This is a genomic window from Kitasatospora sp. GP82, assembly GCF_029892105.1.
Lineage (GTDB): Bacteria > Actinomycetota > Actinomycetes > Streptomycetales > Streptomycetaceae > Kitasatospora.
In genome coordinates this window covers 136680-161656 of record NZ_JARZAJ010000004.1, presented here as the reverse complement: position 1 = coordinate 161656, position 24977 = coordinate 136680, and the positions used below count along the sequence as shown (strand labels likewise).

The following is a 24977-nucleotide window of genomic DNA, read 5'->3' as shown; positions in this document are numbered from 1 at the left end:
AGACGGGACGTCAGGCGTCGAACTGTCCTTCCGAGCCAACCGCCGTCGCCGTCCGAACCCCACCCACACCCACCGCCCCCAACGGTCCATCCACCCACCCACCCATCCATCCATCCATCCATCCATCCATCCATCCATCCACCCATCCGCCCAACCGTCCCCGCGTCCGACCCGAGAGCTCTCCAGACGAGGAGATCGAGATGCCCACCGCAACCGGCCCCACCGCAACCGACCCCACCACCCTCCCGGCCGCAGGCACGGACGCCGCCGCCGAGCGGCTGCGCCGTTGGCGGCTCGTCCTCGGCGGCGAGTCGGACGGCACCGGCTGCCGCCTCACCGGCCGGGACGCAGCGATCGACGGTGCGCTGGCCGCGCTCTACCGGGGTGCGGCCGACCCGGCGGCGGACGGCAGGCGCCAGGGCTCGCGCAGCGCGGGTCTCGGCGGCTCGGCACCGCAGGTGGCCCGCTGGCTGGGGGACATCCGGGAGTACTTCCCGACCTCCGTGGTCCAGCTGATGCAGCAGGACGCGATCACCCGCCTCCGCCTCGACCGGCTGCTCCTGGAGCCGGAGATGCTGGAGGCGGTCGAGCCGGACGTCCATCTGGTCGGCACGCTGCTCTCACTGAAGCACGCCCTGCCCGAGACCACCCGGGAGACGGCCCGGATGGTGGTCGGCAAGGTGGTCGCGGAGCTGGAGCGCCGTCTGGCGGACCGCACCCGGGCGACGCTCGGTGGCGCGTTGGACCGCAGCGCCCGGGTCAACCGGCCGCGCCACCGCGACATCGACTGGGACCGCACCATTCGGGCCAACCTGAAGAACTACCTGCCCGAGGCCGGCCCGGGCGGCCGGGGCACGGTCGTCCCCGAGCGCCTGATCGGGTACGCCCGGGCCCAGCGGGCGGTGAAGAAGGACGTCATCCTCTGTATCGACCAGTCGGGTTCGATGGCACCGTCGGTGGTGCACTCGGCGGTGTTCGGGGCGGTGCTGGCCTCGATGAAGAGCCTGGACACCCGGCTGGTCGTCTTCGACACCTCGGTGGTCGACCTGACCGAGCAGCTGAGCGATCCGGTGGACGTCCTGTTCGCCACCCAGCTCGGCGGCGGCACGGACATCAACCGTGCCCTCGCCTACTGCCAGTCGAAGATCACCCGCCCGTCCGAGACCATCGTGGTGCTGATCAGCGACCTCTACGAGGGCGGTATCCGCAACGAGATGCTCAAGCGGGTGGCCGCGATGAAGGCCGCAGGCATCCAGTTCATCGCCCTCCTCGCGCTCTCGGACGAGGGCGCCCCGGCATACGACCACGCGCACGCCGCCGCCCTGGCCGAACTCGGGGCCCCGGCCTTCGCCTGCACGCCGGACGTCTTCCCGGAGATCATGGCCGCCGCGATCGAGAAGCGCCCGCTGCCCGTACCGGAGCAGTGCTGACAACCCGGGGAGACGGAGTGCGGAACTGACGGAATCACCTCTCCTTCACACCTCCGGCCGCGAGATCCGGCCCGTCTTCACCCGACCTGCGTACCCCGTGTGAGCTGGGGCGCACGACAAGCTCGGATACGCCCGTTGTGACGGTTCTCACCAAAGCGGACGGGGCCCGGGGCGAAACAGGGCCGCCCCACGGGGATAACCTGCCAGACGGACGTGACGCGCGTGTTGATTGACGGTGCGCCCGAGGCTCCGCAGGCCGCAAGGCCGTACATCTGCGTACCTGCCCAGCCCCGACGACCCGCAGCGAAGATCCTGCCGTGGCACGCTCGTAGAGACACAATCCGCGACCACGAACAAGGACGAACACACGTGGACCTGTTCGAGTACCAGGCGAGGGACCTCTTCGCCAAGCACGGCGTGCCCGTGCTTGACGGCGATGTCATCGAGACCCCGGAAGCTGCCCGCGCGATCGCGGAGCGCTTCGGCGGCCGCGCCGTCGTCAAGGCTCAGGTGAAGGTCGGTGGCCGAGGCAAGGCCGGTGGCGTCAAGCTCGCCTCCGACCCGGCGGACGCTGTCGCCAAGGCCGAGGCGATCCTCGGTATGGACATCAAGGGCCACACCGTTCACAAGGTGATGCTGGCCCAGACCGCGGACATCAAGGACGAGTACTACGTCTCGTTCCTGCTGGACCGCACCAACCGCACCTTCCTGGCCATGGCCAGCGTCGAGGGCGGCGTGGAGATCGAGGTCGTCGCCGAGGAGAACCCGGACGCGCTGGCCAAGATCCCGGTCGACGCCAACGAGGGCTGCACCCCGGAGAAGGCCGCCGAGATCGTTGCCGCGGCGAAGTTCCCGGCCGAGGTCGCCGACCAGGTCGCCGACGTGCTGCAGAAGCTCTGGAAGGTCTTCATCGCCGAGGACGCGCTCCTCGTCGAGGTCAACCCGCTGATCAAGTCCGGCGACGGCAAGATCATCGCGCTTGACGGCAAGGTCTCCCTGGACGAGAACGCAGAGTTCCGTCAGCCGGAGCACGAGGCGCTCGAGGACAAGGCCGCCGCCAACCCGCTGGAGGCCGCTGCCAAGGCCAAGGGCCTCAACTACGTCAAGCTCGACGGTGAGGTCGGCATCATCGGCAACGGCGCGGGTCTCGTCATGAGCACCCTCGACGTGGTCGCCTACGCCGGTGAGAAGCACGGTGGCGTCAAGCCCGCCAACTTCCTCGACATCGGTGGCGGTGCGTCCGCCGAGGTGATGGCGAACGGCCTGGAGATCATCCTGGGCGACACCGACGTCAAGTCGGTCTTCGTCAACGTCTTCGGTGGCATCACCGCCTGTGACGCGGTCGCCAACGGCATCGTGCAGGCCCTGGCCCTCCTCGAGGAGAAGGGCGAGCAGGTCACCAAGCCGCTCGTCGTCCGTCTGGACGGCAACAACGCCGAGCTGGGTCGCAAGATCCTGACCGACGCCAACCACCCGCTGGTCGAGCAGGTGGACACCATGGACGGTGCGGCCGACCGCGCCGCCGAGCTCGCGAACGCCAAGTAAGGAAGGGGACTAACACCATGGCTATCTTCCTTACCAAGGACAGCAAGGTCATCGTCCAGGGCATGACCGGCTCCGAGGGCATGAAGCACACCCGCCGCATGCTCGCCTCGGGCACCCAGATCGTCGGTGGCGTGAACCCGCGCAAGGCCGGCACCACGGTTGACGTCGACGGCACCGAGGTGCCCGTCTTCGGCACCGTCGCCGAGGCCATCGAGAAGACCGGTGCCGATGTCACCGTCATCTTCGTGCCGCCGAAGTTCACCAAGGACGCCGTCGTCGAGGCGATCGACGCCGGGATCGGCCTCGCGGTCGTCATCACCGAGGGTGTCCCGGTCCACGACTCGGCCGCCTTCTGGGCGTACGCCGGTGCCAAGGGCAACAAGACCCAGATCATCGGCCCGAACTGCCCCGGCCTGATCTCCCCCGGACAGTCCAACGCGGGCATCATCCCGGCGGACATCACCAAGGCCGGCAAGATCGGCCTGGTCTCCAAGTCCGGCACGCTGACCTACCAGCTCATGTACGAGCTGCGTGACATCGGCTTCTCCTCGGCCGTGGGCATCGGCGGTGACCCGGTCATCGGTACCACCCACATCGACGCCCTCAAGGCGTTCCAGGAGGACCCGGAGACCGAGCTCATCGTCATGATCGGTGAGATCGGTGGCGACGCCGAGGAGCGTGCCGCGGCCTACATCGCCGAGCACGTCACCAAGCCGGTCGTCGGCTACGTCGCGGGCTTCACCGCCCCCGAGGGCAAGACCATGGGCCACGCCGGCGCCATCGTCTCCGGTTCCTCGGGCACCGCCCAGGCGAAGAAGGAGGCCCTGGAGGCCGCCGGTGTCAAGGTCGGCAAGACGCCGTCCGAGACCGCCCGCCTGGCCCGCGAGCTCTTCGCCGCCAAGTGAGCCGCGCGGCCGACGCCGGCCGTTAGGCCGTAGTCGAGCACGCACAGAGGCGCCCCCGCCAAGGACCACCGGTCCCGGCGGGGGCGCCTCCGGCGTTCCCGCGCTCTGCCACCGGCCGTCAGCCGTCCCAGTCGGAGTACCAGAACGGCGCGGGCAGGCCGGAGGGCGAGGGGGTCGGGCAGAGCCGCAGCGGCGGGCACGCCGCGGACGGGACGGCGACCGGCGGTGTCGGCTGCGCCTGCTGAGCCGACTCGTTGCCCGGAGCGCTCGGCACTCTCTGTGAAGGACGGACCGGAGGCTGGAGCGGCACGGCCACCGGCGGAACCCTCGGCGGGCGGACCCGCAGCGGGGGAGGCGCGACCAGCGGCAGCGGACGGCCCGGCGTCGGGCCGCACCACGCGGTGTGCAGTCCGGGCTCGCCGACCGGGAGGGCCGGACCCGCGCTCCCGCTGCCCACACCCGTGCAGAGCGGTGGCGGTACCGGTGCAGGCGGCCGGAACAGCCGTGACGGACCGAAGCCGGCGGCAGTCACCACGATCGCGCCGCCCATCGCCACGACCACCGTCGTGGCGGAAGCCGTCAACAGGCCGCTGCGCAGCCTGTTCTGCACCTTCAGCCGCAGCGTCGAGGGACGGTGCGGCGCCGGGCAGCCGTGCACTGCCGCCCGGTGCAGCAGGGCGCCCAGCTGCTCTCCGAAGCCCGGTGCCGCAGGGTCCTGCCCCACCAGATCGGGTACGGACCGCGAGAGCGCCACGCGGGCCGTGAGCACCCGCCCCTGGGCCGCGGCCGAACTCGACTCCACCTCCGCCGCCAGCTCGGCCACGGGCAGTCCCAGCAAGTCGTGCAGCACCAGTGCATGCCGCTGGGGTCGGGAGAGCCGTCGAAGGGCCTTCAGCAACGCCTTGTCGCGGGACGTCAGCCGCTCCTGCTCGGTGGAGCGTTGCTGCTCCTGGCGCGCCGGGTGGACCTTGATCCGACGGCGCGGCAGACGCCACGGATGCGTACGCCGGGGACCGCCCCGGCGCCAGGGGGAGAGCGCCGCCTCGAAGGCGTACGCGCGGACCCAGCCCTCGGGGTCCGGGAGCACCGACACCTCGCGCCAGTTGCGACCGGCGGCGCCGAGCGCCAGGTGAACGGCATGCACGGCACGGTGGCGGCAGGCGATGAGCAGGAAGGTCTGCTGCACCAGCCGGGTGTGCACGGCGGCGCACAGCGCATCGAGGTCGGCGAAGACGAGCCGCGCCGGGATCGACGGTCCGTCGAGCGGGTCGAGCAGGATGCCGTTCGCGTCCTTCAGCGCCCTGGACGCCCTGGACGCCCCAGACGCCTTGGACGCCCTGGACGCCCCGGACGCCCCAGACGCCCCGGACGCCCCGGACGCCTTGGGGCCTTTGGCGGTCCCGGGGAGCTCAGGGCCCTCTTCGGCACTCGCCACGTCTTCTGCGCCGCTCGCAGGCTCCGCAGTGCTCGTGTCCTCCGCGTCACTCGCCTCCTCCGGCGCGGTCGGCTCCGGGCCGGAGGAGGCGAGTGGCGACTGGGCGGCGGGCGGAGTCGGTGCTCCCGGTGCTGCCAGCGCGGCCAGTGCTGTCGGAACGGAGGCGTTGAGCACGGTCGCCTGAGCGGCTGCCTCCGCCCTGGTGCGCACGCCCAGCTTCCGCATGGCCCGGTACAGATGGCTGCGGGCCGTGTTGGGGGCGATGCCGAGTTTCTGGGCGATGGCCCGGAGGTCCTCACCGGCCGCGAGCCGGGCCAGAACCTGGGCCTCACGCGGCGACAGCGCCCGGAGCAGCCTGGCCGCCTCCGGGTACCTGCGTGCCGCTGTAGGTGTTGTCGTCACCGCACCACCTGGCCGCTGACGCGCGTTCGGGATTGGCACATAAGCAAATAATCCGGGACACGGCGAGATTTTGCCGCTTGACGTGGCGCAACGGGTGACCTTGGGAGCATGAAGCCCATGACGCAGCTGATGGGTCGTCCGATTCTGGGCGTGCCGGGCGAATTGGGCACCCGTTCGGTCCTCGCTGACCTGCTCGCCGGCGTACGGACGGCACTGCTCACCCTCGCCGGGGTCGGCCTTCCCGTCCTCGGGCTCTGGGTGTGCACCCCGTACGCGAACGACACCGCCTCCGGCGCGGGGCGGCTCGTCTGCGCGCTCTGGCTGCTCGGTCACGGCGCACCGCTGACCGGCGCCGATCAGACGTCTCCCGTGACGCTCACGCCGCTGCTGCCGACCCTGTTCACCGCAGTGCTGCTCTTCCGGACGGGGGCGGGTGTGGGGCGGCGCGAGCCCGTTCAGTGGCGAGCACTGCCGGCGGTGTGCGCCGGCTATCTGGCCGTCGCGGTGGCCGTGGTGGCCGCGTGTACGAGCGAAGGGCCCTTCCGGGCCCGCCCGTTGCTCGATCTGCTCGCTGTCGCGGCACTGGTCGCCGCCGCCCTGTGGGGCGGCGCGCTGGCGGAGGGGGCGCGCCCCGGGAACGGCCGGCGGCCGCAGTGGGCGGTGCACTCCGTCGCACGGCTGTGGACCCGGCTCCCCGAGTGGGCCAGGCCGACCGGCGGCGGCCCGGCCGTACGGCGTGCCGCCGCGGCCGGGGGCCTCGGTCTGGTGGCGGTGGGGGGGCTGGTGCTGATCGCCGCCCTGCTGGTCGGCCTCGGCGCGGCCGGAAGATCCGCCAGGACTCTGGACCAGAGCGCGGCCGGCTATGCGGGGCTGCTCGTCGTCTGCCTTCTGCTGCTGCCCAACGCGGTCCTGTGGTCGGCCTCGTACGCGCTCGGGACCGGCTTCGCGGTGGGTACCGGTACGGCGGTCGCGCCCACCGGTACCCGGCTCGGACCGCTGCCCGACTTCCCGCTCTTCGCGCTGCTGCCCGATGCCGGCCCTCCCGGGTGGCGGGCGGCGGCCTGCGCGCTGCCGCTCCTCGCGGGCCTGGTGCCGTCGCTGCTGATCGGCCGAGCGGCAGCCGGGGAGCGGCTCCCGGCCGCGCGGGAGGAGGAATCTGGCGAACCGTCGGATGCCGAGGCGGCCGACGGCCGACCGTGGCACCCGGCGGCAACGGCGTTCGCCGTGCTAGGCAGCGCGTTGCCGACCGGTCTCGCGGCGGCGCTCTGTGCCTGGCTGGCGGGTGGTGCGCTCGCGGGCGGACGGATGTCCGAGCTCGGCCCGGCCCCCTGGCTGGCCGGACCGGCCGCCGCGGGCTGGCTGGCAGCGGTTACCCTCCCGGGCGCGCTACTGAGCCGCTGGTGGCTCACCCGCGCCGGTGCACCCGCCTGGTGGGAGCGGTTCACCTCCCTGGCCAACCGTCGCACCGTCCGGAGCCGGGCCGCCCTCCATCGCACCCTCACCCGGGCCGCCGACCTCCAGCCCCCCTGGAAGCGCGCCCGGGACTGACGCGGCTCGGCGGTGGCGAAGATCTGCTACTGGTTGGCGCCGTTGTACAGGTCGACCAGCATCTTCGGGCCGAGGGGGCTGCAACCCTGCTGCGCCTCCGCCGTGAGGGAGTCGTTCACGCAGGTCACGTAGTCGTTGTAGTAGAGGTTGACGCCGAGGAAGCCGAGGACGAAGAGCACCGCGACGCCCCCCGTCACCAGGCCGCCCACCGCCGCCGGGGTCTGCGGGCGGACCGGCGTCGGGCCGACCGGGGCCGGTGTGCCCTCGGTGGCGCTCTGCCGGGGGGAGCGCAGCGCGCTGACGCCCCAGTAGAGGGCGAGCGCGCCGAGCAGCAGGGAGACGTACGCGATCCCGGTGACCAGGCAGAACAGGGCGCCCATGCCTGCGGCGAGGGCGTAGCGGGAACGGCGCTGAACGGGGTCGTTCGGGTCGAACTTCGGCTGCTGCGGTGCGGACCAGCCGCCCTGGTAGTGCGGGCTCCAGGGGTGCGGCGGCGGTACGGCGGCCCGCTCGTCCTCGTCCTCGGGGGCGGCCGGGGGCTGCTGCGGGGTGCGCGGCTGCCACGGCTGATCGGGGGCACCCGCAGGCGGGGGCGCGAAGGGGTTGCGCTCGCCGGTGTCGTCGCCGCTGCTCATCGGGTCAGCCATTCCTTCTCGTCGGTGCGATCGGTGCGGGTGTCGGTACCCGTTCGGTGCGGGTCCGCGCAACCAATGATCCCGCAGGTCGCTGTGGGCCGTACGCCGCCCTGCCGACCTGGACCATCGCTCCCTTCCCGCGGGTATCTCCGCAGACTGCAACGATGCACTGCCCAGGGGCACAGGACCATGTACTGCCCAGGGGCACACCGAACCCGATCGGCCACGCAACCACCCGGGGCCCCGCGCCCCCGGGGAGTGCATGGCCGACGAGAGATCCCCGTCTCAACTACGCGCGTAGCGCCGCCAGGTGCGTACGGGTGGCCTCCGACCAGCCGTTATCGTGGTGACGGTCAGCAGCTCAGAACGGTTCCCGGGCCCGCAGTGCAGCGTATGTCCCGGCACCCCGACATTCGGCTTTGACCTGTTCGCCGCCCGTAGTGGCCCCACCGACGGTGGATGTACCAGCGGGCGCAAAGACGTACGGAGATTCGCGCAGTGGCCGCTGCTTCCGCCCAAGTCTTTCCGCCGCGCACGTCGGGACCGGCCCGTCTGGTGGTCCTGGTCTCAGGCTCCGGCACCAACCTCCAGGCGCTGATCGACGCCGCCGCCGATCCGGCCTTCGGGGCCGAGATCGTCGCCGTCGGTGCCGACCGGACCGCCATCGCAGGCCTCAAGCGTGCCGAACAGGCGGGTATCCCGACCTTCGTCCACCGGGTCCAGGACCACCCCGACCGGGCCGGCTGGGACCGCGCGCTGACCGCCTCGGTCGCCGCCCACAGACCCGACCTGGTGGTCTCGGCCGGATTCATGAAGATCCTCGGCGCCGAGTTCCTGGCGGCCTTCGCCGGACGGATCGTCAACACCCATCCCGCCCTGCTGCCGTCCTTCCCCGGCGCCCACGGTGTCACCGACGCGCTCGCGTACGGGGTGAAGGTCACCGGCTGCACCGTCCACCTGGTCGACGCCGGTGTGGACACCGGGCCGATCATCGCGCAGGGCGTCGTCGAGATCGAGGACGCCGACCACGCCGATGGCGGCGACGCGCTGCACGAGCGCATCAAGACTGTCGAGCGCACCCTGCTCGTCGACGTCGTGGGCCGCCTGGCCCGCGAAGGTCACCGCATCGAGGACCGAAAGGTATGGATCCCGGCATGAGCGCCGCCTCCAGCACCACGCCCCCTGTCTCCGAGAACGTCCGGCCGATCCGCCGCGCCCTGATCAGCGTGTACGACAAGACCGGTCTGGAGGAGCTGGCCCAGGGCCTGCACGCCGCCGGGGTCGTCATCGTCTCCACCGGTTCCACCGCCGGGCGGATCGCCGCCGCCGGTGTCCCGGTCACCGAGGTCTCGGAGCTGACCGGTTTCCCGGAGTGCCTGGACGGGCGCGTGAAGACGCTGCACCCCCGCGTGCACGCCGGTGTGCTCGCCGATCTGCGCCTTGAGTCGCACCGTGCGCAGCTGGCCGACCTGGGCGTCGAGCCCTTCGACCTGGTCGTGGTGAACCTCTACCCGTTCAAGGCCACCGTCGCCTCCGGCGCGACCCCGGACGAGTGTGTCGAGCAGATCGACATCGGCGGCCCGTCGATGGTTCGCGCCGCCGCCAAGAACCACCCCTCGGTCGCCGTGGTCGTGGACCCGGCCCGCTACGCCGACGTGCTGGGTGCCGTCGCCTCGGGCGGCTTCGACCTGCTGACCCGCAAGCGCCTCGCGGCCACCGCCTTCGCGCACACCGCCGCGTACGACGTGGCCGTGGCCAACTGGTTCGAGACCTCGGGCTACACCGAGACCGAGGACGCGTTCCCGGCCTTCCTCGGCGCCGGTTACGAGCGCCAGAACGTGCTCCGCTACGGCGAGAACCCGCACCAGGGCGCGGCCCTCTACTCCGACGGCACGGGTGGCCTGGCCGGCGCCGAGCAGCTGCACGGCAAGGAGATGTCCTACAACAACTACGTGGACACCGACGCCGCCCGCCGGGCCGCGTACGACCACGCCGAGCCGGCCGTCGCGATCATCAAGCACGCCAACCCGTGCGGCATCGCCACCGGCAAGGACGTCGCCGAGGCGCACCGCAAGGCGCACGCCTGCGACCCGCTCTCCGCCTACGGCGGTGTGATCGCGGTCAACCGCCCGGTCACCCTCGAACTGGCCGGGCAGATCGCCGAGATCTTCACCGAGGTCGTCGTCGCCCCGGCGTACGAGGACGGTGCGGTCGAGGTGCTGGCCCGCAAGAAGAACATCCGGGTGCTGCGCGCCCCCGAGGCTCCGTGCAACCGCAAGGAGGCCCGTCCGATCTCCGGCGGCGTGCTGCTTCAGGAGACCGACCGGATCCACGCCGAGGGCGACGACCCGGCGAACTGGACGCTGGCCACCGGTGAGGCCCTGTCGGAGGCCGAGCTGGCCGAGCTGGCCTTCGCCTGGCGGGCCTGCCGGGCCGTCAAGTCGAACGCGATCCTGCTCGCCAAGGACAGCGCCTCGGTCGGCGTCGGCATGGGCCAGGTGAACCGGGTCGACTCCGCCAAGCTGGCGGTGGCGCGGGCCGGTGAGCGCTCGCAGGGCTCCTACGCAGCGTCCGACGCGTTCTTCCCGTTCCCGGACGGCCTGCAGGTGCTGATCGACGGCGGCGTCAAGGCCGTTGTGCAGCCCGGTGGTTCGGTGCGCGACGAAGAGGTGGTCGCGGCCGCCGCCGCGGCCGGGGTGACGATGTACCTGACCGGCACCCGCCACTTCTTCCACTGATCGGACGAGCGAACGCCGAGGGCCCGTACTTCGCAGGAAGTACGGGCCCTCGGGCTTGGCTCACTGGGCCTTGACGACCACGGTGTTCATGACCTTGTCGGCAAAGGTCTGCTTCTTCGCGTCCCACAGCGGCCACAGGTAGCCGATGCAGCAGATGCTGTCCAGGACGTGGCAGATCTGGCGGACGAAGGCCATGCCGAAGCCCATCGGCTGGCCGTCGGTCTCGCGCACCAGGCGGATGTTGACCGCCCGCTGGCCCAGGCTCTGGCCCTTGGTGCCCTGCAGGTAGGCGAACAGCAGGAGCGCGGCCAGCTGCAGCACACCGCCGAGCAGGAAGAAGACCGAGCCGCTGCTGCTGGTGGTGGTGGTCGCGGGGGTGGTGCCGTAGGTGCCGGCGGTGTTGATGGTCTGCACCGTCTGGCTGATCATCTTGCTGTAGCCGATGCCCAGCACGATGCCGGGGATCAGGAAGATGGTGAACTGGTCGATGATGCGCGCGACCACGCGCGAACCCCAACCGGCGTAGAACGGCTGAACATAGGCCGCGTTGCCGTACGGCGGGCCCGGCTGCGGCGGGATGCCGTAGCCCTGCGGGGCGCCGTAGCCGGGGGCCGGGGGCTGCTGCTGCGGGTAGCCGTAACCCGGCTGCGGGGGCTGCTGCTGCGGGTAGCCGTAGCCGGGCTGCGGCGGGGGCTGCTGGCCGTACGGGTTGTTCGGGTCGGGCGGGTAGCTCATGGATGCCTCCGAGCAGGATGGGACGTGGGACGGGTGGTACGGGGACGAATCCCGTGGACGGACGGGCAGTTGAGCGTGCCGACCGGGTGGGACACTAGCGGACCGGCCTGACACCGAGACAGGGTCAAAGCCGCCAGAGATCCGCGGAGTTCAGGGGCGGATGATGCCGAATCGGCACAACTGCCATGCCCAGGCGACCGTTAAGGCGGCGCCCAGCAGGAGATTCCGGCGCCTGTCCGGCAGTTGCCACCACCAGCGGCCGGGGCCGAGCGGCGCGGCCAGCAGTCCGACGGCGGCCACCACCGTGACCGGGTTCGCGGCCAGGGCGGCCGACCAGTGCCCGTGGCCGGCCTCGATGAAGACCGTGGTGCTGCCGCAGGCCGGGCACGGAATGCCGGTGAACCGGCGCAGCAGGCAGAGAGCACCGGGGTCGTGCGCATCGTGCAGCCCGGCCACCGCCAGTGCGGCCGCGGCAACGCCGCCGACGCGCAGCACCACCCGAAGCACGGCGCCAGAGAGCCGGTCGGCGGACTGGTGCCAACGGCCCGTCAAGCCGTTCACCAGGCCCGCGACGCTCGTAGCTGATACGGCCACGGTCAACCGGCGCTGACCACGAGCAGGACGACGAGCGCGATGGAGATCAGCAGGGCCAGGGTGTTGAGCACGATGCCGCCGAGTGAGGCGTTGCGGCCGATGCCGGTGGTGCCCGAGCGGTTCAACCCGCCGATGCCGATGCCGAGTCCGATCAGCCCGAGGACGCCTCCGTACAGGAAGAAGCTGAGCAGCACCGCGACGAAACCGAGCGCGACCGAGGCGGTGGCCAGCGAGTTCGGCTGCGGCGCGAGGGGAGCGGGCGGCGGGGCCATGAACGGTTGCGGCTGCTGCGGGTAGCCGTAACCGGGCTGCTGCGGCGGCTGCTGGTACTGCGGTGCACCGTACGGCTGCTGCTGGCCGTGACCGCCGTACGGACCGGGCGGCGGTGTCTGATACGGATTGCTCACTTGTCTCTTCCCCCGGGGTCTCCCCGTTGTTGTCTCCGACGGCCCGTCACCGGACGCAGCCGACGGACGTCGGGGATTACAAGGCTCCTATCGTCAACCGGGCCGCGCGGCGGTGTCCAGCCGAGGCTGGTCCGGGCGCCCAACTGTGGCGCAACCGCAACCCGAAGCCCACAATCCGTATTCCGGATCGGCACATACGGCGCCGCCGTCCCGCGCTCGATGCGCTCGGCGACGAGGGCACCCCGACGGATCCAGGAGAATGGGGCCATGACTGCCCAGATTCTCGATGGCAAGGCCACCGCCGCCGCGATCAAGTCCGAACTGGCCGTGCGCGTCGCGGCCCTCAAGGAGCGGGGCATCGTCCCCGGCCTCGGTACCGTCCTGGTCGGCGACGACCCGGGCAGCCGTTGGTACGTCAACGGCAAGCACAAGGACTGTGCGGAGGTCGGCATCGCCTCCATCCAGCGCGAGCTGCCCGCGACCGCCACCCAGGAGGACGTGGAGAACGTCGTCCGCGAGCTCAACGCCGACCCGGCCTGCACCGGCTACATCGTCCAGCTGCCGCTGCCCAAGGGACTCGACCAGAACCCCGTCCTGGAGCTGATGGACCCGGACAAGGACGCCGACGGCCTGCACCCCACCTCGCTGGGCCGCCTGGCGCTGGGCATCGAGGGCCCGCTGCCCTGCACCCCGCTCGGCATCGTCGAGCTGCTGCGCCGCCACAAGGTCGAGATCAACGGCGCCGAGGTGGTCGTACTCGGCCGCGGTATCACCGTGGGCCGTTCGATCGGCCTGCTGCTCACGCGCAAGAGCGAGAACGCCACCGTCACCCTCTGCCACACCGGCACCCGTGATCTGGCCTACCACCTGCGCAAGGCCGACATCATCGTGGCCGCTGCCGGTGTGCCGCACCTGGTCAAGCCGCAGGACGTCAAGCCGGGCGCGGCCGTGCTGGACGTGGGTGTCAGCCGGAACGGCGAAGGCAAGATCGTCGGAGATGTCGACCCCGAGGTGGCCGAGGTGGCCGCCTGGATCTCCCCGAACCCCGGCGGTGTCGGCCCGATGACCCGCGCGATGCTGCTCAACAACATCGTCGAGGCGGCCGAGCGCCGCGCCGGTCGCTGAGCCGATGGCCATCAAGGTGAGCCGGTCGCGTCGGCGGCCGGTGAAGACCACGGGCACGCTGCCGCCGGAGGGCTCGGCGGCGGCGCTCGGCCGCAGCCACGTCCTGCCGGTCCGGCAGTGGCCGATAACGCTGGTTCTGGGGGTGGCCTGCCTCGGGCTCGCCATCACCTGGTTCGGTGACTTCAAGCCGGGTCTGCTGACGGTCGGCTGCTCGCTGCTGCTGGGGGCCGTGCTGCGGCTGACCCTGCCGGAGGTCGGCATGCTGGCGGTGCGCAGCCGGTTCACCGACATCAGCGTGCTGGCCTTCCTGGGCGGTGTGATCGTGCTGCTCACCCTGGTCGCGCAGCCGGACCCGTGGCTGCACCTGTCGGTGCTGGACAACATCGGCCAGCTCATCGGCCGCCAGCGCCACTGACCGACCGCGCCGACCGGCGCGGGAGGCTCGCTGACGGTGCCCGGCTGCCCCGGGCACCGCAGTACCCGTCGACGCCGTCGACGTGATCGAGCAGGCCGACGCGATCAAGCAGTAGGGGCTCGGCGGAGTGGCGCCGCCCGGCCGGCCGGGTCGTACCGGCAGTGGCCGAGGGCCCGGTACGCATGCGTACGGGGCCCTCGCCGCCGCTGTGGGACGTCGCCGTGGTTCGCGCAAAGTGTGCGTACGCGGTATCGGCCGGGTGAGAGGCGGGCGACTATACTCCGTCGGGTCGCTTCATCGGCCCTGCGGTGCGGTCTCGCGGTGTGACCGAGGGGCGGCGCCCATTCCCCGGGAGGACGAGTCGCCTGGGGCGCTCGGAGCGCGTCGAGCGCGACATCCGCCCAACCCCAGGACCCACTCATGACCTCAGCAGTAGAGCAGGCGCCCGCCACCCGGGTCGCCGGGCCCCGTGCGTCCGCCGCCGGCCCGAGCGCCCGGCTCGTCCGGCAACTGCGCGCCGCCGCGCCCGCCCTGGCCGTGTACGCCGGTCTGCGGGTGATGAGCCTGCTGGTCTTCTTCTGGCTCGCCGCCCAGGCCAAGGTCGACCCGCTGCACAACTTCGGTACCCAGTGGGACTCGGAGTTCTACAACGACATCGCGCGGCACGGCTACCCGAGTGAGCTGTACACCACCCCGGAGCCGGGCCGGCCGCTGACCTCCACGACCCAGGCGTTCTTCCCGCTCTACCCGCTCCTGATGCGCTGGCTCGCGCTGCTCCCCGGCGTCAGCGTGACCACCGCCGGGGTGGTGATCTCCTGCGTGGCCGCTCTCGCGGCCGCCTGGGGCCTGTTCAAGATCGGCAGCCACCTGCGCGACGCCAGGACCGGTGTCGTCCTCGCCGGCCTCTGGGCCGTCTTCCCCGCCGCCGGTGTCCAGCAGGCCGTCTACACCGAGTCGCTCTTCATGGCTCTGGCCGTCTGGGCGCTGTACGCAGGGCTGCGGCACCGCTGGGTGACCGCCGGACTGATCTGCATCGTCTGCGGCCTGACCAGGCCGACCGCCGCCTCCGTGATCGGTGCCGTCGGCCTGGCCGCCCTGGTCGCGCTCTTCCGGCGCACCGACGGCTGGCGCCCGGTGGCAGCGATGGTGCTCGCGCCGCTCGGCCTGCTCTCGTACTTCGGCTACCTCGCCGTGCGGTACGGGCGGGTGGACACCTACTTCGTGATCCAGAAGAACATCTGGGGCGAGACCTTCGACGGCGGGAAGACCACCTGGAACACGCTGATGGGCGTGCTCCCGGCGACCGGTGGGCTCTACCTCCTGATCGTGGTGACCGCGGTCTGCCTGCTGGCCGTGCCCGGACTGACCTTCCTGATGCTCCGTGAGCGCCTCCCGCTGGTCCTGCTCTCCTACGGCCTGGCCTCGCTGGTGCTGGTGCTCGGAGTCCACCACTGGGCCGGCACCATCCCGCGCTATCTGATGCCGGTCTTCCCCCTGCTGATCCCCCTTGCGTACGGTCTCGCCAAGTCCCGGCTCTCGACCAGGATCACGGTGCTGCTGACGCTCGGGGTGGCCTCCGGCTGGTACGCCGGCTGGCTCGTGCTGCACGCCAACATGGCCCCGTAGCCGCAGGCCCCGCCGCGGCCGCCGACTTCGTCGTACGCCTTCCGAGAGGACAACTCCCCATGCCTGACCTGAGCGGTGCCGTGGCGAACGCCGACCGGCGGATCTCGCTCGCCGTGCGCGGACGCTTCAAGGACCAGCGCTCCGTCCAGGCCAGTCGTGCCCTGTCCTTCTGCGGTGAGCACGCCGCCGGCTGGCTCGCGATCGGTCTGGCGGGAGCCGTCGTCGACACGGAGCGCCGCGGGCAGTGGCTGCGCGCCACCGCCGCCGTCGCCGGCGCACACGCCGCCAGCATGGTCGTCAAGCGGGTCGTCCGCCGGCCCCGGCCGCACGGCCCCGGCCTGGAGCCGCTGGTGCAGACGGCGGGCAAGCACAGCTTCCCCAGCTCGCACGCTGCCTCCTCGGCCGCAGCCGCGGTCGCCTTCGCACCGCTCATGCCCGCCTCCGCGCTGGCCCCGGCCGCCGCCGCCGCGATGTGCTTCTCCCGCATCGTGGTCGGTGTGCACTACCCGAGCGACATCGTCGGCGGCGCCGCGATGGGCGCCGGCCTGGCCCGGCTCGGCCGGAAGTGGATAGCAGCCGGAGGACGGGACCGATGACCGACACCGCCGTAGCGAAGCACACCGCCGCAGCCGATGAGAGTGCCCCGGTCGAGGAAGCCACCGTCGGTGACGAGGCCAGCGAGGCCAACGAGGCCGCCGAGGCGCCGTTCCGGCCCGCCCGGTTCCGCCTCGGCGCCCTGCCCGCAGGGCTGCTGCGCAACGCCCGCCCGCGTCAGTGGGTGAAGAACGTCCTCGTACTGGCCGCGCCCGGTGCGGCCGGCCTGCTGGACGACGGGTCGGTGCTCAAGCAGGCCGCTGTCGTCTTCGTCCTGTTCTGCGCCGCCGCCTCGGGGATCTACTTCATCAACGACGCGCTCGACGTCGAGGCCGACCGGGCCCACCCGGTCAAGCGCAACCGGCCGATCGCGGCGGGCATCGTCCCGCTGCGCGTCGCCTACGCGGCCGGTGCGGTGCTCGGACTCGGCGCCCTGGCCGGCGCGCTGCTGCTGTGCAACGTCGGCACCGCCATCGTGCTCGGCACCTACCTGGCCATGCAGCTGCTGTACTGCACCAAGCTGAAGCACGCCCTGGTCGCCGACCTGGCCTTCGTCACCTCCGGCTTCGTGCTGCGCGCGATGATCGGCGGCGTCGCGGCGGGCATTCCGCTGTCCCGCTGGTTCCTCATCACCACCGGCTTCGGCTCGCTCTTCATGGTCGCCGCCAAGCGCTACTCGGAGCTCGTGCTGATGGGTGACCAGGCGGCGGAGTCGCGCAAGCTGCTCGCCTCCTACAGCACCAGCTACCTCCGTTTCGTCTGGCAGGCCTCGGCGAGCATCGCGGTGCTGGCGTACTGCCTGTGGGCGCTGGCCGACCCGGTCAACCAGGACACCCTGTGGCGGCAGCTCTCGATCGTCCCGTTCGTCTTCGCGATACTGCGCTACGCGCTGTTCGCGGACCGCGGTACGGCCGGAGCGCCCGAGGACGTCGTCCTCAAGGACCGCGCCCTGCTCGGCCTCGGCCTGGTCTGGGGGATCCTCTACGCCTTCTCGGTCGTCGGACTGTGAACGCGAAACTGCGCGCCCTGCTGCCCGAGTTGACGAAGTTCGGGGTGGTCGGCGGCGCCGGATTCGCCACCGACGTCCTGCTCTTCCTGCTGCTGCGCCAGCAGGCCGGCATCGGGTCGATCCCCGCGAAGGTGATCTCGCTCGCCGCCTCGATCCTGGTCGCCTACCTGGGCAACCGCTGGTGGACGTACCGCGACCGGGTGGGCGGCCGGGCCGACGGCCGGATCGGCCGCGAGACCCTGCTGTTCGTCACCGTGAACATCGGCGGCGCCCTGATCCAGCTGGCCTGCCTGGGCATCTCCCGGTCCGTCCTGGGCTTCACCAGTGCCACGGCGGACCTGGTCTCCGGCAGCCTGGTCGGGATGGCCCTGGCGACCATGTTCCGTTTCTGGGGCACCAGGACTCTCGTCTTCCCGGAGACGGAGGCTCTCCCGAGGGCGGAGGCTTTCCCGGAAACGGAGGCTCCCGCCGACACCGAAGCGGCAGCCTTGCGATAACCTGACGCCAGTTCTCTCGATGTCGAGAGATCATCCTCGGCTCCGGCGCGCCGACGTGCCTGGGGCACTGGCGATTTGCTGGAGAAGGTAGAAATGACTCGCACCCCCGTCAATGTCACCGTCACCGGAGCGGCCGGCCAGATCGGCTACGCGCTGCTCTTCCGCATCGCCTCGGGCCACCTGCTCGGCGCGGATGTGCCGGTGAACCTGCGCCTGCTGGAGATCCCGCAGGGCGTCAAGGCCGCCGAGGGCACCGCGATGGAGCTGGACGACTGCGCCTTCCCGCTGCTGCGCGACATCACCATCACCGACAACGCCGACGTCGCCTTCGACGGTGCGAACGTCGCGCTGCTGGTCGGCGCCCGCCCGCGTACCGCCGGCATGGAGCGCGGCGACCTGCTCCAGGCCAACGGTGGCATCTTCGGCCCGCAGGGCAAGGCCATCAACGACAACGCCGCGGACGACATCAAGGTCCTGGTGGTCGGCAACCCGGCCAACACCAACGCCCTGATCGCCCAGCGCCACGCCCCGGACGTCCCGGCCGACCGCTTCACCGCGATGACCCGCCTGGACCACAACCGCGCGATCGCCCAGCTCGCCAAGAAGCTCGGCGTCACCGTCAACGAGATCAAGAAGCTCACCATCTGGGGCAACCACTCGGCCACCCAGTACCCGGACATCTTCCACGCCGAGGTCGTGGGCAAGAACGCCGCCGAGGCCGTCAACGACGAGAAGTGGCTGGCCGAGGAGTTCATCCCGACCGTCGCCAAGCGCGGTGCGGCCATCATCGACGCCCGTGGCGCCTCCTCCGCCGCCTCGGCCGCCAACGCCGCCATCGACCACGTCCACACCTGGGTCAACGGCACCGCCGAGGGCGACTGGACCTCCATGGGCATCGTCTCCGACGGCTCCTACGGCGTGGAGCCGGGCATCATCTCCTCCTTCCCGGTCACCACCAAGGACGGCAAGTTCGAGATCGTCCAGGGCCTGGAGATCAACGAGTTCTCCCGCAAGCGGATCGACGCCTCCGTCGCCGAGCTGGTCGAGGAGCGCGACGCGGTCCAGGCCCTCGGCCTGATCTGAGCCGAACGCTGAACCGAAGGCTGCGGCCGGGCATCCGAAAGGGGCCCGGCCGCAGCCTTACACTGGCCCACCGTGAGTGAAACCCTGCAGGACGCCGCCCTCGTCCTGGTCTTCATCATGCTGGGCGGCCTGTTCAACGTCGCCGAGATCTCACTGATCTCGCTGCGCGAGGGCCAGATCCGGGAGTTGGAGGCCCGCGGCACCCGAGGCGCCGCCCGCGCCGCGCACCTCGCCGCCGACCCCAACCGCTTCCTGGCCGCCGTCCAGGTCGGCGTGACCTGCATGGGCTTCCTCTCCGCCGCCTTCGGCGCCGACACCCTGGCCGGGAAGGCCACCCCGTTCTTCGTCGGCCTCGGTCTCACCACCGGTGTCGCGGACGCCGTCGCCCTGGTCGGGCTCACCCTGGTGATCAGCTACGCCTCGCTGGTGCTGGGCGAGTTGACCCCCAAGCGGATCGGCCTTCAGCGCGCCGACTCCATCGCGGTGCTGGCCGCGCCCGTGGTCGATGTGATGTCCGTCGTCCTGCGCCCGGTGATCTGGCTGCTCGGGGTCTCCACCAACGTGATGGTGCGGCTGCTCGGCGGTGACCCCAAGGCCGGGCGAGGCAGCATGAGTTCGGAGGAGCTGCGCGGCCTGGTCGCGGCCAACACCGAACTCGGCAGCGACGAACGCGCCCTGATCGCCGACGTCTTCGCGGCCGGGGAGCGCCAGCTGCGCGAGGTGATGGTGCCGCGCACCGAGGTCACCTTCCTGGACGCCGACCGGGTGCTCACCGAGGTCCGTGAGGAGACCAGCTCCTCCCCGCACTCCCGCTACCCGGTGGTCGAGGGCTCCTACGACGCCGTGGTCGGCTTCGTCCACGTCCGCGACCTGTACGGGCCGCGCGGCGGGCAGGCGGTACGGATCCGCGACCTCGCCCGGCCGGTCAAGCTGCTGCCCGCCACCAAACGGGTGCTGGAGGCGATGAGCGAGATGCGCCGCGAGGGCCACCACCTGGCCATCGTGGTGGACGAGTACGGCGGCACGGCCGGGATCGTCACCCTGGAGGACCTGGTCGAGGAGGTGATCGGCGAGATCCGCGACGAGTACGACGCCCAGGACACCACCGCCACCCGCCGGCTGGCCGGCGGCGGCATGGAGCTGGACGGGCTGCTCAACCTCGCCGACTTCGCCGAGGAGACCGGCGTCACCCTCCCCGAGGGCCCGTACGAGACCGTCGCCGGATACCTGGTGAGCGCACTCGGACGGCTGCCGAGAGCGGGTGACCAGACCGTCACCGAGCACGGCGTACGGCTCACCGTGGCCAAGCTCGACGGCCGCCGGATCGAACGCATCAAGGTGAGTGCTGTCACACTGTCCGAACCTCCGAGCCAAGACGTTTCCTGACCGGTCGGTGGAGCTGGAACAATGGCACCCATGGTCAACGCAGCGGTCACCGGTCCGGTGAAGGACCGTCCCCGGGTGCTCTCCGGCATCCAGCCCACCTCGGGCTCCTTCCACCTGGGCAACTACCTGGGCGCGGTGCGCCAGTGGGTCTCCCTCCAGGAGGAGAACGACGCCTTCTACATGGTCGTCGACCTGCATGCGATCACCGTCGAGCAGGATCCGGCGACACTTCGCCAGAACACCCGGATCTCGGCGGCCCAGCTGCTCGGCGCCGGTCTCGACCCCGAGCGCTGCACCCTGTTCGTGCAGTCGCACGTGCCCGAGCACGCCCAGCTCGGCTGGGTGATGAACTGCCTCACCGGCTTCGGCGAGGCCGCCCGGATGACCCAGTTCAAGGACAAGTCCGCCAAGCAGGGCAGCGACCGCACCTCGGTCGGCCTCTTCACCTACCCGATCCTCCAGATCGCCGACATCCTGCTCTACCAGGCCGACGCCGTCCCGGTCGGCGAGGACCAGCGCCAGCACCTGGAGCTCACCCGCGACCTCGCCGAGCGCTTCAACACCCGCTACGCGCCCACCTTCACCGTGCCGAAGCCGTACATCCTCAAGGAGACGGCCAAGATCCTGGACCTCCAGGACCCGACCGCGAAGATGAGCAAGTCGGCCGCCTCGCCCAAGGGCCTGGTCAACCTGCTGGACGAACCCAAGGCCAGCGCAAAGAAGTTCAAGAGCGCCGTCACCGACACCGGCACCGTGGTCTCCTACGACGAGGAGAACAAGGCCGGGGTCTCCAACCTGCTGCGCATCCACTCCGCGCTGAGCGGCCAGTCGATCGAGCAGCTGGTCGAGCACTTCGAGGGCAGGATGTACGGCGCCCTGAAGACCGAGCTGGCCGAGCTCTTCACCGAGTGGGTCACTCCCTTCCAGGCCCGCACCAAGACCTACCTGGACGACCCGGCCGAACTGGACCGCGTCCTCGGACTCGGTGCCGAGAAGGCCCGCGAGGTCGCCTCCCAGACCCTCGCCACGGTCTACGACCGCATCGGCTTCCTGGCGCCGAAGCGCTGAGTCCCAGCCGCCGATGCCGTCGATCGAGCTGCCCGGTGGTGGCGACCTGACCGAGGTCGTCACCATCGGTGTGTCCATAACCGTCCCGGAACCGTACGGCAGTGCCGTCCAGGACGCCCGCGACGGGCACGGCGACCCGCTGGCCCGCTCGATACCGACCCACGTCACCCTGCTGCCGCCGACCGAGGTCCGGGCCTCCGGGCTGCCCGAGATCGAGAAGCACCTGACCGCGGTCGCCATCGAGCACTCCGCCTTCCGGATGCTGCTTCAGGGCAGTGGCACCTTCCGGCCCGTCTCCCCGGTGGTCTTCATCCGGGTCGAGGAGGGCTCCCAGGAGTGCCGTGTCCTGGAGGCCGCCATCCGCTCGGGGCCGCTCGCCAGGGAACTCGCCTTCCCCTACCACCCGCATGTCACGGTCGCCCACGGCCTCGCCGACGAGATCCTCGACCGGGCCTACGAGAAGGCCCGTGCCTTCCACGCGGCCTTCGCCGTACCGGGCTTCTGCCTCTCGCGCTTCGACGCCGACGAGGTCTGGCGCCCCTGGCGCGGCTACACCTTCGGCCGAGGCTGAGCCCCCGGGGGCCGATGCAAAGGGGCAAGGGGCAACTCCTAGGGGCGCCCCGCGCCCCTAGGGGTGGTGCAACTTGCCCGCTGCTGCGGGCGGCCGGGGTGCGGTACGTCGTGATGCCGCACCCGCTGGTGGGCTGCCGGATCGCCGTCGCACCCGGCCTGCGGCCGACGGTGCTCGCAGCTCTCGCCGGGGCGTTCGCCGAACAGCACTGCTACGCCGATCTGTTGGGCCACGACGAGACCTTCGAGACGGTACCGGCCGGGATGCTGGTCGAGGCGGTCTCCGCGTACGAGCAGCTGAGGAACGAAGAGCTCGCGGCCGAGGACGAGTCCGCCACCTGGAGGTGTCGGCGCACCGCTTCCCGGCCGAGCTGGCCGCGACCTCCGCCTCCGTCTTCCGCTCCCGGACGGATGTCGCCCCGACCACCCTGGCCGCGCACTTCGGTTATCCCACCGCTCGGGCGACCTGGAGCGAGATCGGCCACACCTATGTGGACGTGGACAGGTACGCGGGTCTGGAGCTGCTGGAGCGGCTGCTCGCCGACCGTTCCTCGGACACCTTCTGCCTCAACGACGGCCGTCTGGACGGGATCCCGCCCGAGGAGCAGGACCGCAGGGTGGTCGGCTTCCTACAGGCGTACTTCCCGGTCCCGGGCCCGTTCGAACTGCCGGGCGCGGGGCGGGAGTCCGGCCTCCAGGTGTCACAGAGCGAGCATCCGGTCGACGACCCGGGCGGCGGCTGAGCCGTCGTCCAGGTGGCAGAACCGGCGGCGGAACGCCGCGTACCGGTCCGCGTGCTCGGCGGCCACCGCGTCCACCCGGCCGAGTGCCGCGACCAGTTCGGCCGAGGTGGCGAGCAGCGGCCCGGGGGCTTCGGCCTCGAAGTCGAGGTAGAAGCCGCGCAGGTCGTCCCGGTAGTGGGTGAGGTCGTGGGTGAAGAAGAGGATCGGGCGGCCGGTGTTGGCGAAGTCGAACATCACCGAGGAGTAGTCGGTGACCAGGACGTCGGCGATCAGCAGGAGTTCGGCCGTGTCGGGGTAGTCGCCGACGTCGTACAGGAAGCCGTCGCCGCTGACCGGCAGGCGTTGCAGGACGTGTGAGTGCGGGCGGACCAGCAGCACGTGGTCGTCGCCCAGCGCGCGGCGGGCGGCGCCCGGATCGAGTCGGAGGTCGAGCCGGTAGCCGTCGCCCAGGCGGGCGTCCTCGCGCCAGGTGGGTGCGTAGAGGACGACCCGCCTGCCCTCGGGGATGCCCAGGCGGCGCCGGACGGTGGCGGCAAGCCGGGGGTCGGGGCGGGCGAGCAGGTCGTTGCGGGGGTAGCCGCTCTCCAGGATCTCCCCGGTGTAGCGGAAGGCCCGGCGCATGATCGGGGTGCTGAAGGAGTTGGGCGACAGCAGGAGGCTCCACTGCGGGGCTTCGCGCGCCAGCCGGTCCAGGTAGCCGTCGTCGGCGAGCCAGCCGGTCTCGACATCGTGGGCGATCCGCTTCAGCGGGGTGCCGTGCCAGGTCTGGACGACGAGCTGCCCGTCGCGGCGTTCGACGAACTCGGGGAAGTGGGTGTTGCCGACCAGGTACCTGCTGGTCGCCAGTGCCTCGTACCACTCGGGGCTCCAGACCGTCACCGCCTCGACGCCGTCGGGCAGCGCCGCCTGGGCGTCGTCGACCGCCCAGAGGTGGCGCAGCCCGGGTTCGCGCCGCGCCAGCTCGGCGTGGATCGCCCGGGGTGAGTCGGCGTAGCCGCGGCCGCCGAAGACGTCGTACAGCACGGTGTCGCGCAGTGGGCGCTGCCGGGCGGCCGGGTAGCGCCGGGTGCGCAGGTGGAGCTGGCGGTGGGCGCTGCGCTCGGCGGCGGGGAGTACGGGGGTGGAGTCCAGGATCAGGGTGTCGTGCCAGCGCCGTTGCAGCAGGATGCGTTTGCCCTGGGCCTCGGCCAGGAGCGGCAGGGCGCGCAGGACGTCGGGGCCGAGAACGACCCGCTGCTCGTGCGCGGCGTCGCCCGAGGGCCGGATCAGCGCGTCCCAGACGCCTTTGCGCAACGGCAGCCGGGTGCCGTACGAGGTGGGGGCGGTGACCGGTACCCGTACCCGGAACCGGTTGCCCGTCAACGGCTCGACGGGGAGCAGCTGTTCGCCGCAGCCGCCGCCGTGGCGCAGCACGAGTTCGTACGAGGTGTCGTCGCGCTGCGGGAAGTGGCCGGTGAGCAGGAAGCCGTCGGCGGCCGGGGCCAGGGTGTCCACCACCGGGACGCTGGGCTGCTCGCACAGTTGCAGATGGCTGTCGGCGAGGTGCTTCAGCCGGAGCGTCCGGCCTTCGGCGGGCAGCGCGAACTGGGTGGCGCAGTCGCCGGAGCGGTGGTCGAGGACGAGTGGTTCCGACCGGCCGTCGGCGTAGTGGAGGACCGGATCCCAGTGGGTGGTGTCGTCCTGGCCGGGCGTCGGCCGGCCGCTCTGCTCGAAGGCGCCGAGCGGGATGCGGACGGTGAGGGTGCGGCCGCCACCGGGGAGGGCCGGGCCCGGCAGGGCGGGCAGTGCGATGACGGCCCCGGACTGGCGGTGTGCCAGGCGGACGGTGGCCCCCTCGGGCCCCCGGCTGCTCAGGCAGGCCAGTTCGACGCCGTCACCGACCGCGCGGGTGGCGCTGACCCTGGCCCGTGCGGTCTCGACCCGCAGATGCAGCTGGTCGTCCTGGAAGTACGGGATGGCCTGGACGCCCTCGGCGACCCAGGCCGCGGGCGGGTACTCGCCGGAGCCGCACCAGTGGGCGGCGAAGCCGCCCGGCTGGAGCCGCAGCCCGGCCAGCAGCAGGCCGCCGATCCGCCACACGCCGTCCTCCCAGCGGCCGCCGCGCCGCAGCAGCGCGGGGTCGATCCGGACGGTGAACCCGGCCCAGTCCAGGTTGAGTCCGGGCTCGGCGAGGTCGTCGGTGATCTCGGGGAGATAGCGGGGGGTGGTGCGCAGCACGGTGAGGCGGCGCTGGTCGGGCCGGTGGAGGGTGATCAGGGTGCGGGCGGTGCCCAGGCGGTCGGCGCTGCGTCCGGGGGCGTGGGCGTGGCCGACGAGTTCGAGCAGTCCGTCGACCCAGGCGGCGGTGCGGATCCCTATCCGGGGAGCCGGGACGGCGGGCGCTGCCGGCATCGTTCGGCGGGGGAGGGGAACGCGGGGGAGGGAAATGGAGAAGCCGAGGGATCTGGCGGATGAAGGTCGAGGCACCGGAATGCCCTTCGCGCTGCG

The 24977-nt window shown here is 71.6% G+C and carries 23 protein-coding genes; 17 read left to right on the top strand and 6 right to left on the bottom strand.

Translation table 11 applies throughout. The annotated features are described in order from the left end of the window. Positions 1–200: 200 nt before the first annotated feature. The 3 genes from P3T39_RS05640 to sucD all read left to right on the top strand — a co-directional run bounded on the left by P3T39_RS05640 (position 201) and on the right by sucD (position 3880). Complete coding sequence (locus P3T39_RS05640) at positions 201–1430, top strand: VWA domain-containing protein (RefSeq protein ID WP_280696227.1); 1230 nt, start codon at positions 201–203, stop codon at positions 1428–1430. Between the two features lie 369 nt (positions 1431–1799). Beyond that, entirely contained in the window at positions 1800–2975 is a 1176-nt protein-coding gene (sucC, locus tag P3T39_RS05635) for an ADP-forming succinate--CoA ligase subunit beta (RefSeq protein ID WP_280696226.1), read from the top strand. Between the two features lie 17 nt (positions 2976–2992). Beyond that, on the top strand, positions 2993–3880 hold the full coding sequence (gene sucD, locus P3T39_RS05630) for a succinate--CoA ligase subunit alpha (RefSeq protein WP_280696225.1): 888 nt from the start codon (positions 2993–2995) through the stop codon (positions 3878–3880). Between the two features lie 118 nt (positions 3881–3998). Here the strand turns inward: sucD and P3T39_RS05625 are convergent, their stop codons facing one another. Beyond that, positions 3999–5717: a LuxR C-terminal-related transcriptional regulator gene (locus P3T39_RS05625; protein WP_280696224.1), complete on the bottom strand. Its 1719-nt coding sequence runs from the start codon at positions 5715–5717 to the stop codon at positions 3999–4001. A gap of 117 nt (positions 5718–5834) precedes the next feature. Between P3T39_RS05625 and P3T39_RS05620 the strand changes: the two genes are divergently transcribed. After that, complete coding sequence (locus P3T39_RS05620) at positions 5835–7265, top strand: DUF6350 family protein (protein WP_280696223.1); 1431 nt, start codon at positions 5835–5837, stop codon at positions 7263–7265. A gap of 26 nt (positions 7266–7291) precedes the next feature. Here the strand turns inward: P3T39_RS05620 and P3T39_RS05615 are convergent, their stop codons facing one another. Then, a complete protein-coding gene (locus P3T39_RS05615; RefSeq protein WP_280696222.1) occupies positions 7292–7900 on the bottom strand; it encodes a hypothetical protein in 609 nt (202 codons plus the stop codon). 498 nt (positions 7901–8398) lie between these two features. On the opposite strand from P3T39_RS05615, the gene purN reads away from it, so the two are divergent. After that, complete coding sequence (gene purN / locus P3T39_RS05610; protein WP_280696221.1) at positions 8399–9058, top strand: phosphoribosylglycinamide formyltransferase; 660 nt, start codon at positions 8399–8401, stop codon at positions 9056–9058. Further along, positions 9055–10638 carry a bifunctional phosphoribosylaminoimidazolecarboxamide formyltransferase/IMP cyclohydrolase gene (gene purH / locus P3T39_RS05605; RefSeq protein ID WP_280696220.1) on the top strand — a complete coding sequence of 528 codons (1584 nt, stop codon included), beginning with the start codon at positions 9055–9057 and terminating at the stop codon, positions 10636–10638. Before purN ends, purH begins: the two co-directional genes overlap by 4 nt. Positions 10639–10698: 60 nt before the next feature. On the opposite strand, the gene P3T39_RS05600 is transcribed toward purH, so the two are convergent. The 3 genes from P3T39_RS05600 to P3T39_RS05590 all read right to left on the bottom strand — a co-directional run bounded on the left by P3T39_RS05600 (position 10699) and on the right by P3T39_RS05590 (position 12374). Next, positions 10699–11373, bottom strand: coding sequence for an RDD family protein (locus tag P3T39_RS05600; RefSeq protein ID WP_280696219.1), 675 nt, complete (start codon positions 11371–11373; stop codon positions 10699–10701). 150 nt (positions 11374–11523) lie between these two features. Further along, positions 11524–11934 (bottom strand): DUF2752 domain-containing protein, encoded by a 411-nt coding sequence (locus P3T39_RS05595; protein WP_280696218.1) that lies wholly within the window; start codon positions 11932–11934, stop codon positions 11524–11526. Between the two features lie 35 nt (positions 11935–11969). After that, positions 11970–12374 carry a hypothetical protein gene (locus tag P3T39_RS05590; RefSeq protein WP_280696217.1) on the bottom strand — a complete coding sequence of 135 codons (405 nt, stop codon included), beginning with the start codon at positions 12372–12374 and terminating at the stop codon, positions 11970–11972. 267 nt (positions 12375–12641) lie between these two features. On the opposite strand from P3T39_RS05590, the gene P3T39_RS05585 reads away from it, so the two are divergent. From P3T39_RS05585 to P3T39_RS05535, 11 genes are all read left to right on the top strand, one after another. Further along, positions 12642–13499 carry a bifunctional methylenetetrahydrofolate dehydrogenase/methenyltetrahydrofolate cyclohydrolase gene (locus P3T39_RS05585; protein WP_280696216.1) on the top strand — a complete coding sequence of 286 codons (858 nt, stop codon included), beginning with the start codon at positions 12642–12644 and terminating at the stop codon, positions 13497–13499. A 4-nt stretch (positions 13500–13503) separates the two neighbouring features. Next, a complete protein-coding gene (locus P3T39_RS05580; RefSeq protein ID WP_280696215.1) occupies positions 13504–13914 on the top strand; it encodes a DUF3017 domain-containing protein in 411 nt (136 codons plus the stop codon). A 420-nt stretch (positions 13915–14334) separates the two neighbouring features. Then, on the top strand, positions 14335–15540 hold the full coding sequence (locus tag P3T39_RS05575) for a mannosyltransferase family protein (RefSeq protein ID WP_280696214.1): 1206 nt from the start codon (positions 14335–14337) through the stop codon (positions 15538–15540). Between the two features lie 59 nt (positions 15541–15599). Then, positions 15600–16136 carry a phosphatase PAP2 family protein gene (locus P3T39_RS05570; protein ID WP_280696213.1) on the top strand — a complete coding sequence of 179 codons (537 nt, stop codon included), beginning with the start codon at positions 15600–15602 and terminating at the stop codon, positions 16134–16136. Then, positions 16133–17143, top strand: coding sequence for a decaprenyl-phosphate phosphoribosyltransferase (locus tag P3T39_RS05565; RefSeq protein WP_280696212.1), 1011 nt, complete (start codon positions 16133–16135; stop codon positions 17141–17143). The genes P3T39_RS05570 and P3T39_RS05565 overlap by 4 nt, the downstream gene beginning before the upstream one ends. Further along, complete coding sequence (locus P3T39_RS05560; RefSeq protein ID WP_280696211.1) at positions 17140–17640, top strand: GtrA family protein; 501 nt, start codon at positions 17140–17142, stop codon at positions 17638–17640. Before P3T39_RS05565 ends, P3T39_RS05560 begins: the two co-directional genes overlap by 4 nt. A 93-nt stretch (positions 17641–17733) precedes the next feature. Then, on the top strand, positions 17734–18723 hold the full coding sequence (locus P3T39_RS05555) for a malate dehydrogenase (protein ID WP_280696210.1): 990 nt from the start codon (positions 17734–17736) through the stop codon (positions 18721–18723). 72 nt (positions 18724–18795) lie between these two features. Continuing rightward, positions 18796–20109: a hemolysin family protein gene (locus tag P3T39_RS05550; RefSeq protein ID WP_280696209.1), complete on the top strand. Its 1314-nt coding sequence runs from the start codon at positions 18796–18798 to the stop codon at positions 20107–20109. 30 nt (positions 20110–20139) lie between these two features. Beyond that, positions 20140–21177, top strand: a complete 1038-nt coding sequence (gene trpS / locus P3T39_RS05545) for a tryptophan--tRNA ligase (RefSeq protein WP_280696208.1) — start codon at positions 20140–20142, stop codon at positions 21175–21177. Positions 21178–21190: 13 nt separating this feature from the next. Then, positions 21191–21748 (top strand): 2'-5' RNA ligase family protein, encoded by a 558-nt coding sequence (locus tag P3T39_RS05540; protein ID WP_280696207.1) that lies wholly within the window; start codon positions 21191–21193, stop codon positions 21746–21748. Positions 21749–22091: 343 nt separating this feature from the next. Further along, positions 22092–22490: a stealth conserved region 3 domain-containing protein gene (locus P3T39_RS05535; protein ID WP_280696206.1), complete on the top strand. Its 399-nt coding sequence runs from the start codon at positions 22092–22094 to the stop codon at positions 22488–22490. Here P3T39_RS05535 and P3T39_RS05530 read toward each other — a convergent pair. Further along, positions 22449–24881, bottom strand: coding sequence for a CDP-glycerol glycerophosphotransferase family protein (locus P3T39_RS05530; RefSeq protein ID WP_280696205.1), 2433 nt, complete (start codon positions 24879–24881; stop codon positions 22449–22451). The two genes, P3T39_RS05535 and P3T39_RS05530, sit on opposite strands and share 42 nt — an antisense overlap. Positions 24882–24977 lie beyond the last annotated feature (96 nt).